The organism is Tetragenococcus solitarius NBRC 100494, from assembly GCF_001544195.1.
Classification (GTDB): Bacteria; Bacillota; Bacilli; order Lactobacillales; family Enterococcaceae; genus Tetragenococcus; species Tetragenococcus solitarius.
In genome coordinates, this window is record NZ_BCPY01000049.1 from 1 (window position 1) to 15,267 (window position 15,267).

Here is a 15,267-nt window from a genome sequence, read left to right on the forward strand (position 1 = left end):
AAAAAAATTAAACATTACTTGTGAACCAATTTTTTATATTGAAGAAGAAATGAACGAATTTAAGTACATGGATTCTTTGAAACACATCTTTTTTCAAGCTTATGATTATGACAAAAAACTTCCCAGTATTCAAGTAGCAAATATAAATTTAAAAGATAAAGGAACTTTTAGCGATCTAGCTTCAGAAACTTTTATTCAAAATGATACAGTACAAGTTCATTTTGATTTGAGTGCAAGCGAGGAAACATTTACAATTTTTCACACAGATGAGGAAGAGGTTGAAGAAAGAAATTATTATATTAGTGTAAAAACACAGATCGCTGGAGATAAGCAAAAGTTAAAGATGTTAGTCAATATCATTGACCAAATCATGACGAATCCGTTGAAGTTAGGTTTAATCAATGAAAAGGAAAATATAAGCTATAGTCATTTTTTGGTTGATTAAAAATTTAACTATCGTTTCGTCTGCTTGAAAATACGAAACGAACGTTTTTATGTTGTTCTTTGGATAGCAGTTTTGATTTTAGAAAAGCTAAGAAAAGGAAAAAATATCTTTTAAATCTAAAATCATTACTTTAAAATGTATTATTTGCAAACAAGGAAACAGATGTCACTTTTTGGTTGTCGTAATTTTTATAGTAGTTACGATTTTTGAATCACCAAAATCTTTATTCAATATTAGAAAATTGGATAATGAAGAAATGTTATCCAATAAAAATGATTTATGAAATTTTTTCTTCGGTAATGATTAAATATAATGAGTGGTCGGACCTAGTTACGGTAAAAGAAAATGGATCTAACTTTCTGGAAAATAGAGCGATTCGTGGTGAAAGACATGCAATTCAACGAATGGCACGTTCCATTAACCGCTAGTTTTATATCCTTATAAGCTAAAAATGATGAGATGAAAGAATTACTTTTCTTTTATCTCATTTTTGTCATGGTGTTATCTTTCGAAGCATGATATACTTCTATCTAAAAATAACTGAAAGTGGGAATGTTTATGAACTTAGAAGAAGCAAGAAGATTGATTGACCAGGCGGATAAGGAATTGGTTCCTTTAATTGAACAACGAATGAATGCAGTAGTAGAAGTGGGAAAATATAAAAAAGAGCATAATTTGCCTGTTTTAGACGAAAGTCGTGAAAAAGTGGTATTGGACAAAATTAGTTCTTACACAGAAAATAAAGATTTTGAAGCTTCGATTCGTAAAATCTTTCAAGCAATTATGGATACAACAAAAGAATATCAGCAAGAAAAAATTATTGGTCGAGATTAATTTTGAGTCATCTCATCACTGATGGTCTTTTGATGTTGTAATTTATTTGAAAGAAGTTGAGGTTTTTATGAAAAATAGGAAAACACCGATTATGCTTTTGGCTCTGCTCGCGATTTTCTTTTTTCGCTTTATTCCAGCACCGACAGGTTTGAGCGCAGATGGGATGCAAGTTGTCGGTATCTTTTTAGGAACGTTAATGTTATGGATTTTTGTAGGTATTGATTGGCCGAGCTTGTTATGTCTGGCTGCTTTGACGTTGGTTCCCACCTTAAATCCAGCTCAAGTTTTCGCTTCCTCGTTTGGGAACGAAACATTCACTTTTTTACTTTTTACCTTTATGTTGACTTATGCTTTGTCACAAACAAGTATAATTAAGCGGGTTGCTTTAGCATTTATTACAAGTAAATGGGCGCAAAAAGGAGCTTGGCAGCTGACGCTATTATTTTTATTGTCAGTATTATTTATTGGTTTGTTTATTTCGCCAACAGTTTTATTTTTTATCATGTTGCCGATTTTAGAGGAAATCTATGAGATTTTGGGCCTTAAAAAGGGGAGCAATTTTGCTTCTATGCTAATGATTGGATTAGTCATTTCTTGCTCGTTATCGTCAGGAATGACGCCGATTGCTCATGTTTTTCCGGTCATTGCACTCGGTGTGTTTGAATCCATTGCCAATGTAACGATCAGTTATGCTGGTTATATGGCTTTTGCGATTCCTGCTGGTTTACTTATATTTTTATTTATGTTGTTGGTTTTCCGTTTTATTTTAAAGCCAGATACACAACAATTCAAACAATTAGACAAAACAGACTTTAAACAAATGACGTTTGCCCAAGTGACAAAACGTGAAAAAATTATTTTAACTGTTTTTGTTCTTGTCATTTTATTATGGATACTACCAGGAATAATTTCACCTATTTTACCTAATGTTGCAGCTTTAATTGATAGTTTTGGAACAGCGGTACCACCGCTTGCGGGTGTTGTTATTTTAGCAATGATACAAGTAGAAGGAAAACCATTGCTTGTGATTAATGAGGCAATTACCAAAGGGGTTTCTTGGCCAAGCTTGATTATGGCTGCTTCGACATTAGCTATTGGCAGTGCATTAACGAATGAAAACATTGGGTTGATCACTTATGTGTCAGAGGCGATGAAACCAATTGCACAAGGACTTGCGCCTCTACTTATTATTGGGCTTTTCATTACTTGGGCAACGATTGAATCAAATATTGGTTCACATATGGTCACTTCACAAGTGGTTACTTCAGTGGCAGTACCGATTGCACTTTCTTCTAATGCTATTGAAGCAGCTTCACTAGCAGCAGTGATTGGTTTGGTAGCTTCTATTGGATCAGCGACACCGCCTTCGATGCCTTATGTTGCTATCGCTGGTTCGTCTGGTTGGACGAATACCATACAAATGTTAAAGTATGGAATGCTAGTAGCCTTAGGGACACTTGTTATTGCGTTATTTGTAGCCTATCCGCTGGCTAACCTTTTTATTAATGTATAACAAATAAAACCATACGAAAAGCTTTATTGCTTTTTGTATGGTTTTGTTGAATTTACAAATGTTTAGCATAAAAAAGAGTAATGAACATTTTGACTCATCGTCTTAACTCGATAATCTCATCGCACCATTCAGAAGCGAGTTCGATATCGTGCGTGATGATTGCTGTTATTGCATCAGTTTCTTTTAACATACTTAATAGCTCGCCAAAACGCTGCATATTGAAATAATCTAGGCCACTGGTGGGCTCATCAAAAATAATTAATTCTTTTCCCGACAAGATAGCAGAAGCGATGGCGACTCGTTGTTTTTGACCGTCAGATAAGCTCATGGGATGGCGTTTTTCTACATCTAATAAATTTAATTTTTCTAACACAAGGTTTTTCTGCTCCGGATGTTTGGCATTTAATAAAACTTCTTCAGAAACGGACTCGCTAAACAACTGATAGTTTGTATCTTGCATAACCAGAAAACTTTTTTTCATTAAATCTTTCGCAGATAATGCTTTTTTCTGCCATAAAATTTTTCCTGACAAAGGGCTTAATAGTCCTGTTAATGTGTTTGCCAGAGTGCTTTTTCCCACGCCATTAGGTCCCATAATTCCGGTCACTTTATTTTGACTTATTCCTATTGAGATATTGGATAAGACAGGTTGTTTCTTTTTATAACCAATGCTTAAATCTTTTGTCTGCAACAAATAAGAATCTTTGGACATTGTAGTAGTTTGCTGTTTCTTTACTAGCATTTTATGTTTTTCGGATAAATCCATCGCCCGAAGTCCTATTTGTTCTAATTCATCATTGGTGAGTTGATTAAATTCATCACTTTTCCACTCTTGGATTAGTTTTCCTTCATTAAATAACACATAACGGTCGACTAGACCTTTTGACCAAGCTAAACGGTGTTCTGTAAGGATGATTGTAACGCCTTTATCTTTTATTTTTTGTATAATTTTCTTCATTTGTTCTACTGCATGTTGGTCTAAGTTACTTGTTACCTCATCTAACACTAGCACTTTGGGGTTAAGCATATTTGCAGTAGCCATTGCAATGAGTTGTTTTTCACCACCGGATAACTTGAATATATCACGGTTAAGCAAGTGTGTAATGTCAAGTTCTTCCATCGTTTCATCGATACGTTTAAAAATTTGATTGGAAGGCTTACCGATATTTTCAAGTGGAAAGGCCAGCTCGTAAGTTGTGTTCGCGGTAAAGTGTTGTGTTTTCGGGTTTTGAAACACACTGCCAACGACCGGAACATAATCTTTGATATCGGCTTCTCCTGTAACTAAACCGTATGTTTCTACATGACCGGTCAAATCCCCTTCAATATAATTCGGACTAATGCCATTTAATAGACGACTAAACGTTGTTTTGCCACTGCCACTTTTTCCACAGATAAGGATACACTCACCAGGGGTTACTTTTAAATGGATCGATTTTAAAAAAGGTTCAACGGCATAAAGAAAACGAAAGGAGGCATTTTCGCTATTTATAGCAAATTGTTTCATATGAATTCTCCTAAATAAATGATAATGGGAAGAAAGGCAATAAGCATATAAACAAAATCAGTCTTCGTCAGTTGGAGTTGAATAATGGACGTTTGTCTGACAGGCATACTTAACCCTTTAGTTAAAGCAGAAATGGTTAAGTCTTGAGCAACTTGACTGGCTTTTATAAGCAGAGGAATTAATATAAATTCAAAGGTTTGTATCGGATGCTTGATAAAAGCGATAGGACCTCTTTCAATTCCTCGAAAGGCCATTGCATTTCTGATTTGATGATAATCTTCGCGCAAAGTGGGAAAAAAACGAAAGATAACAGAAAATGGGACGATAAAATATTTAGGGAAATGCCATTTTTTAAATAAGCTGATCCATTCTTCTGAGTGCGTTAGTTTTAGTGCATAAATCCCCACAATAATTCCAGGGATTAACTCACGAAAACCATTGGCGATCATCGAAAGAGGATAGAGTAATACAGCATTATGAATATTCGGTAAAAAAATAAAAGCCATACATAACTGTAAACTATATATCACGGCTATAATGAGGCCCCATTTAAACTGCTTACTGATAAAAAAAGGAATAATTAAAATCATGACGGTGACTATTTCAATAAAAACATTAACATCTAAAAGTAAAATGATTTGGGAGATGAGTAATAGATAAAGAATAGTCCTGGGATCGAAGTGAAAAGCCATTAGATAACTCCTGCTTTTTGGAAATGTTTTTTAATCATTCGTTGCCCAAATATTCCTCCGACAATCGCAGCGACAATCAGCAATACAAAAACAATCATCGCTGTATAGTCAGTAATACTTGCAAAAACATTCCGGATATAATCTGCGTCTTTCCCGCGTTCTTTAAGATTGGCTGCATAGCTGTCGGGGCTAAATAATAACTGAATAACAGGTCCAGTAGTGTTAAAGGAAAATATAACATAACTAAGGAGCAGCCCCATTTTGTTTTTATATCTAAAGATATAGGCGATGGCATCTGCAAGTAAGGCCGAAATAAGGCTAGGAATTAAAGCAAAAGGGAAGAGTCCGCTGAAAAAGAAAAACAGACCTAACACACTTCCCATAATGGTAATCGCACCAAATTTAGGAACTTTTGCAGCCATTAACATAAAGATTGTTCCAGTAATTAAGGCTGCTAAAACAGGAGAGTAGGAATAAGAATAGCCAGGTATCAGTAGGACAACAAGCATCTCAGCAATACCTACAAATACAAAGTATAATGCAGTGTAAATTCCTATAAAGATTAAGTCTGATGCACGGATTGTTTTGTTTTTATTTTTTCTCATAGTTACCTCCAATAATCTTTTCTATGTTTTCTCAGCTTATTATACGCCAATTGAAGTTTAAATTATAGAAAGAGAATCATCAAATTTTTACTCTTAGCTGTTTGAGCTTTACTAAATCACTTGTTCTATAAAATGGAGGATAGGAAATGTTTTTATATTGAATAAGCTATGGTTAGCTGAAATATTATTTTGTTTTTTTGAGATGATGTATCTTTATTTAAAATTTTATTTCAAAAAAACAGAAAAACAATTGAAAGTGGTTTTTGTAACCGCTATAATGAAAGAAAGAGGAGGCAAGAAAATGAAGTTCGAGGAACAATCCTTGCGAATCCCCAGGCTTTCTGTTAAAGGGAGTTTTTTAGTTTTTGTTTCTTTAGTATTTGGCGGTATCATTTTTCCTTATTTATTGATGTTAGTGGGGATGAGCTTTAAGACCGGAGTTATGCTTACATTGCCTATTAGTCTAGCATTTTCATTGTTATATAATCATTATTTTATAGAAACTAAACAAGGATTTTGTAAGCGTTTCATTATTTTTCTAGTTGTTGTGACGGCACTTTTGGAATTATTGGCATATTTTTGGATAGTGAAGGGTTTTATTTTCTAAAATAGAAGAAAAGAGGGAAAAAATGTTAGACAAGTTTACACAGTGGATTGAAAAATATCTGGGAGGACCGATGGCTAGTATAGCCAATCAGCGTCACTTACGAGCAGTTCGTGATGGGATTATTGCCGCATTGCCCTTAATTATTGTGGGGTCTTTTTTCATGATTATTGCTTTTCCACCCCTTCCTGAATCATGGGGAGTTACTCAGTTCTTGACCGCAAATGCCGAAACGATTTTACTTCCATACCGTATGTCTATGTATATTATGGCACTATATGCTACATTTGGAATTGGCGCAAGCTTGTCGAAAAGTTACGATCTTGACCAAGTCGCGGGTGGAATTCTAGCAGTAACAGCCTTTCTTCTAACTTTGGTTCCAGTTTCCATCCCGGAAGAAGCAACGGAAATAGCTGGTGTTGAAGGATTTGTGCTGCCCATGGCAAACCTTGGTGGTGAAGGAATGTTTGTCGGAATTGTTACTTCGATTATTGCTGTAGAAATCTATCGTTTAACTGATAAATCAAATTTTAAGATTACAATGCCTGAACAAGTGCCACCTGCAGTTGCGCGTTCTTTTGAAGCATTGACACCTACGTTAATCGTGATTTTGCTGATTGGTTCGATTACTTATTATATAGGTTTTGACTGGCATGCATTTATCGGTAATTTAATTAGTCCGCTAATTAGTGCAGCAGATTCATTACCATCTGTTCTGTTATTAGTCTTACTGACAACTTTCTTCTGGTTCTTTGGTATTCATGGCTTAGCGGTGATTGGTTCTATTGCACGTCCGCTTTGGTTGCAATTATTAGAAAATAATTCTAGTGCATTAGCTGCAGGTGAACCCCTACCAACAATTGGAGCAGAGCCGTTTTATCAATGGTTTATTTGGATTGGTGGGGCAGGTGCAACGATTGGTTTAGCTATTTTGTTAGCTTTTCGTGCAAAATCTCAATATGGTTCAAAACTTGGAAAGACGATTCTGGCGCCAGCGATTTTTAACATCAATGAACCTATTATTTTTGGTGTACCTATTGTGTTAAATCCTATTCTAATGGTGCCATTTATTGGAGCACCTATTGTGTTAGCAACAATTGCTTGGTTTGCGACAAAACTAGGTTTGGTTAATGCCGTGACGGTGACTGCTCCTTGGACATTACCCGGACCTATCGGCGCTTTCTTGGCAACAAATGGAGATTGGCGAGCTGCTGTTTTAAATGTTGTTTTAATCATTATTGCTATTTTAATTTATTATCCTTTCTTTAAAGTTTATGACAAAAACGAACTCGCGAAAGAACAAGGAACGATAGAAAAGTAATTCAAAAGATGAAAGTTGTTTTGTTTCATACATTTTATCATTATTTGTAATTATTGGAGGCAGATTGAGCAAGTTGCCTCCAATAATTTAACGATTGGTGGCACATCGTCAAATGTCCCGCCGATATTTCTATGGATTGGGTTCACATCGTCAACTATTTCGCCAATTGCGCTATTTTTTGAAGTTAACCAACTAATTTTTATTTTCATTTATAAGAAACAATTGACGCAATTCTTTTTCAAAAAAATTAACTATGTTATAGTTAAGTAGTAATAACGCTTACATATTTTTTAGTTAAGGGAGATTTTTATTTATGGAAATTAAAGAAATAGTGCCTGAGGAATTATTAACCTCAAATGCTCATGAACTCGAACCGGGACAAGCGGAATTAATCGGTTATGCTAAGAGTACAGAAGATGTCAGCGATTTTATGAAAAAAGCAAATGAGGCTGACAAAAAAGTGATTACGATTGGGGCACATACCGGATTAACTGGTGCAACTTATCCTCATGAAGGTGAGTGGTTTTTAAGTTTAGCTGAGATGACTGATATTATCTCTTTAGATAAAGAAACATTAACTTTAAATGTACAAGCAGGGGTGACTCTGGCGCAAATCCGCCAGTATTTAGCCGATACGCCTTATTTTTATGCGCCAGATCCAGGTGAAAAATCCGCTACGATTGGTGGTACTGTTGGAACGAACGCAGGAGGAATGTGCGCCATCAAATATGGTGTAACACGCGATAATGTACGTGGCTATGATGTGGTGTTGGCTAATGGTGATATTATTCATGCAGGTAGTTTAAATCAAAAAAATAGTTCTGGTTACGACTTAAAAGATCTTTTTATTGGCTCAGAGGGGACATTAGGTGTTATTACTGAATTACAATTAAAATTGAGGACTAGACCACGTTATGAACGTTCCATGCTGGTTGGTTTTGAAAAATTAGATGATCTGGCACCTACAGTCTATGAAATTTTAAATTCGCCTGTAGAGCCCGTAGCATTGGAATTATTAGAGAAAAATTCGGTGGGTTATGCGGAAGATTATTTACAAGTCAAAATGCCCAAACAAGAAGGAGCGGCTTTTTTACTTTTGACATTAAACTCCAATGACGAAAAAGCTCTAAACCGTGAATTAGACGAAGTCCGTTCCATTGTTAACTCGGCAGGCGCGTTAAATATCCGGGATATTGATGAAAAAGAAGCAAAATTAGTTTGGAATATTCGCGATCATATCCTAACCGGAATTTATGCTGCGGCAACTACCAAAATGTACGATCCTGTCGTTCCCACTCGTTACGTTCCTGATTTAATTATTCAATCGAAAAAATATGCAGATGAGATGGGAATTTCAAGTGCGTTTTTTGGACATGCAGGTGATGGCAACATCCATATCTGCGTTTTACAAGAAGATTATGAAGATGTTCAGTGGAAAAAGATGTTAGTCGAATATGAACAAAAACTTTATCCATTTATTGCTGAACTGGGCGGTTTGCCTTCTGCTGAGCATGGTATTGGCTTGGAAAAGAAAGAGTATTTATCCCATTTTTACTCAAAAGAATACATGAATACATTAAAGGCGATTAAAAAAGCACTAGATCCAAAAAATGTATTAAACCCAAATCGAATCTTTGATTTGTAAAAAGGTTGACCTAAGTTCTTTGTTCAGGTATGATAAGCTCAATTACTAAACAAGAAAGGAAGAAACCATTATGCAATTAACTTACGCAAACAATTTAGCACAAGCATGGCAAAACTGGCGTAGTAGGTTGTATTGATGGATTCTTTCCATAGATACAACGATTTAGACGAGCAATCTAAAGCTTTGTATCTATGCCGGTTAAAATCAATCTTATGAACCGCATAGATCAATCATCTATGCGGTTTTTGTTTTTCAGCAATGATCGCAGGATTGTTGCTTTTTTTATTTGTTAAAACAAAGCAAACAAAGCGATCATATCAGTTTAATTCAATAAAGAAAGTAGGAAGGTAAAATGAAAAACAAAGGATTGATATTCAGTGTTGCTGTTATTGTGGTAGTTTTAGCAGGTAGCTTGTTCGCTTTTGAGTTAGGGAAAAGGAATTCGGGAAACGCTCAGTCTGAAGAAACGAAAAAAGTAAGTATTTTACAATATGTCAGTCACCCTTCATTAGATGATATACGACAAGGTGTGGAAGACGGCCTAGCGCAATCGGGTTACAAAGAAGGCGAGAATCTTGAACTCGAGTTTCAAAATGGTCAAGGCGATCAAAGCAAATTAGCGACAATGAGCCAACAATTAGTCGAAGATAATCCTGACGCTCTGGTAGGAATCGCTACACCCGCTGTTCAGAGTTTAGCAAATGAAACGAGTGATATACCTATTATGTTAGGCGCTATTGCAGATCCAGTGGGCAGTGATTTAGTCGATTCTATGGAAAGACCAGGCGGAAATATGACCGGCGTTTCTAATCAAGTACCGATTGATCAACAACTGGATTTGGCCAAAGAACTTTTACCTGAAGCAAAAACAATGGGGATCCTTTATTCGTCCTCAGAAGATAATGCTAAACCACAAGTTGTAGAAGCCGAAAAAGAGGCGAAAAAGCAAGATTTTAAGACTGAAAGATATGCGGTTCCTTCATCAAATGAAATTCAACAAACGATCCAAGCCATGGACGATGTCGATTTTATCTATATTCCAAATGACAATACTATGGCTAATGCGATGTCAACCATTGTTAACGAAGCCGACAAAAAGAATATTCCCATTATTCCATCAGTAGATATTATGGTGGAAGAAGGCGGCGTCGCGACCGTAGGGATTGACCAACATGAATTAGGGGTAAAAACAGGTGAAATGACAGCTGATATCCTCAATGGAGATGATCCAGCTAAAACTCCTGTCTATGTTTACGACGAAGGGGAAACATATGTTAATCAAAAGCAAGTGGAAAAGTACAATATTGATTTGCCAAAAAATTTGGAAGATGAAGCAGAGTTTATAGATAGATAAAATTTAGTTTAATTCATGATGAAAAAAAGCGTGCTATGTATAAAGCAGCACGCTTTTTATAATTGTATTTTTTATCCAAGAAGTAAGTAGAATCTTCATTTAAAATCATGTAGCAATCCTTAGAGCTAAAATCTAACTTCTGAGTGTCGGTTACCAAAAAAGTACACTTTCAGCGAATAATCATGACTGAAATTGGGGCATTTTTAGCCATATAAGAAGCACTGGTGCCAAAATAGTCTTTCAGCCCATGCTTAGCGTGTGATCCAATAATGAGTAAGTCACATTGGGTTTGTGGCAAGATATGATGAATAATTCGTTCAGCAGGGGCACCTTCATCGCTAAAAAGTTTAACGGTTTGTACACCTTGGTCATAAGCATATTGCTGATACTTTCGTAGATTTTCTTCTGTTTTTTTACGTGCTAATCGCAAGTAATCATCATCCAAAGCCTGATACACGTTTATTTCATCCGATTCTAATATAGAAGCAATAACCAATTCAATATTTTCGTGAGCAGCTTTTTTTACGGCATATTGAAAAGCTTTTTGCGCATTGGCAGATTCATCGACTCCAACTAAGATGCTGTGAAATCCATTACCCATCATTATTCATTCCTTCTTTTTGTAGTTGTTCAAACTTTTTATTTCCCTTATATAACTCAATAATTGTCCATGCTAATAAGGCTAGAACAACAAGAATTAAAACATAAGCAATTCCATCTGCCCATAAAAGTTCTTGTCTAGTAGCTTGCGCTCCAAAAAAGCCTTCAATTTGGTCGGGTAAGCCGATTAAGTTCAAATAAGTTAACGCAATAACAGAAATCCAACCTAAAAACTTTACGATGGTACTATTGCGGAAACGTTTGCCCATTTCAGCTTGACTGTTTGTCATCATAAGCAGTGGGATGATTGAAAACGGTAGAGCAAAAGCTAGAAAAACTTGTGAGTTATTCATTAAATTGTTTAAGGCGGTATGCTCTTCTACGGTGCTTTTACCACTCGTGATAAGAACACAAATTAAGACGGGAACAACTGATAACAAGCGAGTCACTAAACGACGTAACCAAATGGGCATTCGCATATGAATAAAACCTTCCATGATTACTTGTCCTGTGAGCGTACCAGTAATGGTTGAATTTTGTCCAGATGCTAATAAGGCAACGGCAAATAATGTGGATAACAGTCCCGAACTGGCTACTTGAGATAATACGCCATTACTTAAGGTATTAGGGTCAGATAAAGCTTCGTAGAGCCCAAAAAAGGACGGATCTTGTACTGCGCCATCTTTAAATACAGCTACGCCCATAACCAATAACAAGGCATTGACAAGAAAAGCTAAAGAAAGTTGAATATTGGAATCCCAAGTAGAAAAACGAACAGCTTGTGCGACTTCTTCTTTGTTATCGTGATCGAGTTTGCGTGTCTGTGAAACCGCTGAATGCAAATACAGATTATGCGGCATGACCGTGGCACCAATAATTCCTAATGAACCTGTTAGTGGTGTTTGACCTCCAATATGCGGCGTTTGCGAAAAGGTATCCATTGTTGGGATAAAACCTGCAAACATGGCTCCTAAATCAGGCTTTGATAGAGCGACTTGGTAGACAAAGACAAATAAAATGACAAAAATTAAACAAACGATAATAGCTTCAATTTTACGAAAACCGATTTTGGTTAGCAGTAACAAGAGCAATACATCTAAGACAGTGATGAAAACAGCATATACAAGTGGAATATTGAATAACAAGTAAAGCGCAATCGCAGCTCCGATCACTTCAGCAATATCCGTTGCCATAATGGCTAATTCTGTCAGTACCCATAAAACGATACCTAAAGATTTACTTGTACGCGCACGAATGGCTTGAGCCAAATCCATTTGGCTAACGATTCCTAGTTTTGAAGACATATACTGTAAAAGCATCGCAATTAAACTGGAAATTAGAATAATGGACATTAATAAATATTGAAAATTTTGACCACCTGTAATAGAGGTAGACCAATTCCCAGGATCCATGTAGCCGACAGCGACTAAGGCACCCGGTCCAGAGTAGGCCAGTAAAGTTCGCCAAAATCCTTTTCCTTTGGGTACTTGGACGGTACTATTGATTTCTTGCAAGGATGCTCCATTGGTTTGCTCAATAATGGAGTGTTTTTTTGGTTCATCGCTCATAAAAATACCTGCTTTCCTTTAATTTCGTTTTTATCATACATCAAAATCCGAAATCTTAAAAGAATTTTTATGGCAAACCTAAAAAATTATTTAACAAATTAAATATTCAAATAGTAATCTTCTTCTTTTAGAATGGGCGTCACCTTGGTAAAGAGATATTTAAAAAGAAAACTAAAAGCAATTGGAGCAACGGCAAAAGCGATAATAGATTTTAACAAAGTAACAAATGTCCAGCCATCTTCGGCCAAATTCATGTAATTAATCGGACCAATTAAGCCACTAAAACCAAAGCCTGCTGACATAGGTGAACCTTGAATATCCCATAAAGCAGCTAAAACACCGCAACATGCAGCAGTACAAATGATAGGTAACAAAATCAGTGGTTTTTTCAAGGCGTTAGCCATCGACATTTTCGGTGATCCGATAAAGTGAGCAAAACTTGTTCCTTTGGTATTCACATGCCAGCCCATGATTGCAAAACCAAATCCGGTTGCACAAATACCAATATTGGCCGCGCCTGAACCTATGCCGCTTAACGAGATCGCTAAAGCAATACCAACGGTTGTAATCGGAGAAACAATCAAAACAGAAAAAATAACAGCTAATAAAATACTCATAACAAGAGGTTGTAAATCAAGTAGTTGGGCGATCCCTTGTCCGATCCATTCCGTAATTTTTAAAATATAAGGCAAAATCAAGCGTCCAATAATGCCTGGAATAATCAAAGAAAGCGCGGGAATAACTAAAATGGTATAAGACTTTAACTTATTTCCTAAGAACAAAAGCATGCCACAAGCCATAGCGGCAGTTAGTCCTATGTTAATAATGTCGCCTGTACCTTCTAAAAGCATTCCATCTGGTGTAAAGTTAACGGCTCCAGAAGCAAAGATAGAAGCAAGTCCTACCGCAGCCGACTGTATCGGTGGAAATTTAAAGTTGATACCGATCAAAGTCCCAATAACAATTCCCATCATAGAATTAGAAAGATTTACTGCATTTAAGACGTTGATCAAAAACGGGAAAGTAGGTAAGAGTGCTTTACAAAGTTCAGATAATAAGGCGCTTGGAATTAAAACGATGACTGTACCAATGGCTAAGCCGTTTAAAATATTCATAATAAATTCTCTTGGAGTTACTTGTTGAGTCATAAGATTGTCCCTTTCTGAAATACAAATTTTTATAAGTAAAAGAATAGCACTTTTTCTGAATTTTTCCAATATTTAAACATTCCATATAAAAGTAGGATTTGCAATTTATAGAAACCACTTAAGTGGGCAAGTTAACAGAACTGCATCTGAAATACAAAGATGACTGAAAAAGACTTTTTCAGCTATCAACAAATACACAAATCAAAAAAGGAAAATCACTGAAATATGAAGAAGCGAATTAAAAATTAGATCGACTTCCTGCTCGTTGCTTTCTTAGTAAAAAAAATTTATACTTATTGCAACGATTCTTTCTTTATGATAAGGAGGTTCAATATGTCATTGACCATCAAAGATGTTGCTGAAAAGGCTGGCGTTTCCGTTACAACCGTATCGCGCGTGTTAAACAATCGTGGGTATATTAGTGATAAGACGCGGAAAAAAGTCATGACCACAATGGACGAATTAAATTATACGCCTAATGAAATGGCACGTTCTTTTTTAACCAATAAGACGCGCTTTATTGCACTAATTGTTCCAACAACTGAAAACCCTTTTTTCGGTGAATTAACGTTTCATCTTGAAAAAGAGCTGGCTAAAAAAGGGTATAATCTATTTATTTGTAACAGCTTAAATGATGTTGATAATGAAAAAAAATACTTACGCTTACTTCAAGAAAAACGGGTCGATGGGGTTATTGTAGGATCGCATAATATTAATATCAGTGAATATCAATACTTTGAGAATAAGATCGTAAGTATCGAAAGAGAATTAACAGCCCATATTCCTATCATTCAAAGTGATAACTATCTGGGGGGAAAGCTTGCTACACAAGAATTAATTGATAAGGGTTGCCAAAAAATTGTATGCATTCGAGGAGATCAACAGGTTACGACTCCAGCAAATGATCGTGCGGCTGCGTATAAAGATGTGATGAAAGAAAATAACCTTGTTTATAGTTTCAAGGAAGTTCCTTTTCAATTCACCGACCAAAAAAACGTGAACTGATTGATCAGCTTTTTACCGGAGAAACGGGATATGACGGTATTTTTGCTGGGGATGACATCATTGCTACGATGTGTATGAACAGCGCTAAAGAACATGGGGTTTCAGTTCCTGCAGAATTAAAAATCATCGGTTTTGATGGAACAAAGATTGTTCGGCAACTGAATCCAGAATTGACTACCATTGTTCAGCCAATCGAAAAACTGGCACAAAAATCAGTCGAAGTGCTATTGGCGTTATTAAATGAAGAAAAAGTTGAACAAGTAACCAAGTTACCAGTAAATCTCTTATCTTCAACTTCTAGCCAGTGATTATGTCCATTCACTCCTAACTAAAAAAGGTTGGGAGTGTTTTTTGATAAAATATGTTAAAGGGTTGATATATGGTAACGATTGACATATTATATTATTATATTTCGTAAAACGATTT

General features: G+C 35.9%; 16 protein-coding genes. 10 read left to right on the forward strand and 6 right to left on the reverse strand.

Going from position 1 to position 15,267, the window contains the following annotated elements; genetic code table 11:
• From TS1_RS12615 to TS1_RS10905, 4 genes are all read left to right on the forward strand, one after another.
• Positions 1–445: hypothetical protein (locus TS1_RS12615; RefSeq protein WP_169792377.1), on the forward strand; the 445-nt coding region annotated here is incomplete at its 5' end.
• 248 nt (positions 446–693) lie between these two features.
• Complete coding sequence (locus TS1_RS10895) at positions 694–873, forward strand: hypothetical protein (protein ID WP_061841052.1); 180 nt, start codon at positions 694–696, stop codon at positions 871–873.
• Between the two features lie 130 nt (positions 874–1,003).
• A complete protein-coding gene (locus TS1_RS10900; protein ID WP_061841051.1) occupies positions 1,004–1,279 on the forward strand; it encodes a chorismate mutase in 276 nt (91 codons plus the stop codon).
• Positions 1,280–1,346: 67 nt separating this feature from the next.
• Positions 1,347–2,792 (forward strand): SLC13 family permease, encoded by a 1,446-nt coding sequence (locus TS1_RS10905; RefSeq protein ID WP_068710540.1) that lies wholly within the window; start codon positions 1,347–1,349, stop codon positions 2,790–2,792.
• Positions 2,793–2,886: 94 nt separating this feature from the next.
• On the opposite strand, the gene TS1_RS10910 is transcribed toward TS1_RS10905, so the two are convergent.
• From TS1_RS10910 to TS1_RS10920, 3 genes are read right to left on the reverse strand one after another with little or no spacing between them, the layout of a single operon-like run.
• The gene (locus tag TS1_RS10910; RefSeq protein WP_068710541.1) at positions 2,887–4,299 is read right to left on the reverse strand and encodes an ABC transporter ATP-binding protein; all 1,413 of its coding nucleotides are present in this window, start codon (positions 4,297–4,299) and stop codon (positions 2,887–2,889) included.
• Positions 4,296–4,991 carry an energy-coupling factor transporter transmembrane component T gene (locus TS1_RS10915; RefSeq protein WP_068710542.1) on the reverse strand — a complete coding sequence of 232 codons (696 nt, stop codon included), beginning with the start codon at positions 4,989–4,991 and terminating at the stop codon, positions 4,296–4,298. Before TS1_RS10915 ends, TS1_RS10910 begins: the two co-directional genes overlap by 4 nt.
• Positions 4,991–5,596: an MptD family putative ECF transporter S component gene (locus TS1_RS10920; protein ID WP_061841047.1), complete on the reverse strand. Its 606-nt coding sequence runs from the start codon at positions 5,594–5,596 to the stop codon at positions 4,991–4,993. Before TS1_RS10920 ends, TS1_RS10915 begins: the two co-directional genes overlap by 1 nt.
• Before the next feature lie 301 nt (positions 5,597–5,897).
• On the opposite strand from TS1_RS10920, the gene TS1_RS10925 reads away from it, so the two are divergent.
• From TS1_RS10925 to trpX, 4 genes are all read left to right on the forward strand, one after another.
• Entirely contained in the window at positions 5,898–6,203 is a 306-nt protein-coding gene (locus TS1_RS10925; RefSeq protein WP_157061671.1) for a hypothetical protein, read from the forward strand.
• Positions 6,204–6,225: 22 nt separating this feature from the next.
• Positions 6,226–7,521 carry a PTS sugar transporter subunit IIC gene (locus tag TS1_RS10930; RefSeq protein WP_068710543.1) on the forward strand — a complete coding sequence of 432 codons (1,296 nt, stop codon included), beginning with the start codon at positions 6,226–6,228 and terminating at the stop codon, positions 7,519–7,521.
• Between the two features lie 313 nt (positions 7,522–7,834).
• Entirely contained in the window at positions 7,835–9,166 is a 1,332-nt protein-coding gene (locus tag TS1_RS10935; protein WP_068710544.1) for an FAD-binding oxidoreductase, read from the forward strand.
• 352 nt (positions 9,167–9,518) lie between these two features.
• On the forward strand, positions 9,519–10,520 hold the full coding sequence (gene trpX / locus TS1_RS10940; protein ID WP_068710545.1) for a tryptophan ABC transporter substrate-binding protein: 1,002 nt from the start codon (positions 9,519–9,521) through the stop codon (positions 10,518–10,520).
• Positions 10,521–10,689: 169 nt separating this feature from the next.
• Here trpX and TS1_RS10945 read toward each other — a convergent pair whose 3' ends face one another.
• From TS1_RS10945 to TS1_RS10955, 3 genes are all read right to left on the reverse strand, one after another.
• Positions 10,690–11,121, reverse strand: a complete 432-nt coding sequence (locus TS1_RS10945; RefSeq protein WP_014124576.1) for a universal stress protein — start codon at positions 11,119–11,121, stop codon at positions 10,690–10,692.
• The gene (locus TS1_RS10950; protein WP_068710546.1) at positions 11,114–12,688 is read right to left on the reverse strand and encodes an Nramp family divalent metal transporter; all 1,575 of its coding nucleotides are present in this window, start codon (positions 12,686–12,688) and stop codon (positions 11,114–11,116) included. The genes TS1_RS10945 and TS1_RS10950 overlap by 8 nt, the downstream gene beginning before the upstream one ends.
• Positions 12,689–12,786: 98 nt before the next feature.
• Positions 12,787–13,836, reverse strand: coding sequence for a PTS transporter subunit IIC (locus TS1_RS10955; protein ID WP_014124578.1), 1,050 nt, complete (start codon positions 13,834–13,836; stop codon positions 12,787–12,789).
• Between the two features lie 333 nt (positions 13,837–14,169).
• Between TS1_RS10955 and TS1_RS10960 the strand changes: the two genes are divergently transcribed.
• Both TS1_RS10960 and TS1_RS10965 read left to right on the forward strand, forming a co-directional pair.
• Positions 14,170–14,841, forward strand: a complete 672-nt coding sequence (locus tag TS1_RS10960) for a LacI family DNA-binding transcriptional regulator (RefSeq protein WP_014124579.1) — start codon at positions 14,170–14,172, stop codon at positions 14,839–14,841.
• A 38-nt stretch (positions 14,842–14,879) separates the two neighbouring features.
• A complete protein-coding gene (locus TS1_RS10965) occupies positions 14,880–15,149 on the forward strand; it encodes a substrate-binding domain-containing protein (protein ID WP_256729363.1) in 270 nt (89 codons plus the stop codon).
• Positions 15,150–15,267 lie beyond the last annotated feature (118 nt).

Bases quoted from the DNA above. Each gene is read 5' to 3' on its own strand.
- trpX (WP_068710545.1), top strand. From the start codon at position 9,519: ATGAAAAACAAAGGATTGATATTCAGTGTTGCTGTTATTGTGGTAGTT.
- TS1_RS10935 (WP_068710544.1), top strand. From the start codon at position 7,835: ATGGAAATTAAAGAAATAGTGCCTGAGGAATTATTAACCTCAAATGCT.
- TS1_RS10895 (WP_061841052.1), top strand. From the start codon at position 694: ATGAAGAAATGTTATCCAATAAAAATGATTTATGAAATTTTTTCTTCG.
- TS1_RS10930 (WP_068710543.1), top strand. From the start codon at position 6,226: ATGTTAGACAAGTTTACACAGTGGATTGAAAAATATCTGGGAGGACCG.
- TS1_RS10945 (WP_014124576.1), bottom strand. From the start codon at position 11,121: ATGGGTAATGGATTTCACAGCATCTTAGTTGGAGTCGATGAATCTGCC.
- TS1_RS10905 (WP_068710540.1), top strand. From the start codon at position 1,347: ATGAAAAATAGGAAAACACCGATTATGCTTTTGGCTCTGCTCGCGATT.
- TS1_RS10955 (WP_014124578.1), bottom strand. From the start codon at position 13,836: ATGACTCAACAAGTAACTCCAAGAGAATTTATTATGAATATTTTAAAC.
- TS1_RS10960 (WP_014124579.1), top strand. From the start codon at position 14,170: ATGTCATTGACCATCAAAGATGTTGCTGAAAAGGCTGGCGTTTCCGTT.
- TS1_RS10950 (WP_068710546.1), bottom strand. From the start codon at position 12,688: ATGAGCGATGAACCAAAAAAACACTCCATTATTGAGCAAACCAATGGA.
- TS1_RS10900 (WP_061841051.1), top strand. From the start codon at position 1,004: ATGAACTTAGAAGAAGCAAGAAGATTGATTGACCAGGCGGATAAGGAA.
- TS1_RS10910 (WP_068710541.1), bottom strand. From the start codon at position 4,299: ATGAAACAATTTGCTATAAATAGCGAAAATGCCTCCTTTCGTTTTCTT.
- TS1_RS10920 (WP_061841047.1), bottom strand. From the start codon at position 5,596: ATGAGAAAAAATAAAAACAAAACAATCCGTGCATCAGACTTAATCTTT.
- TS1_RS10915 (WP_068710542.1), bottom strand. From the start codon at position 4,991: ATGGCTTTTCACTTCGATCCCAGGACTATTCTTTATCTATTACTCATC.
- TS1_RS10925 (WP_157061671.1), top strand. From the start codon at position 5,898: ATGAAGTTCGAGGAACAATCCTTGCGAATCCCCAGGCTTTCTGTTAAA.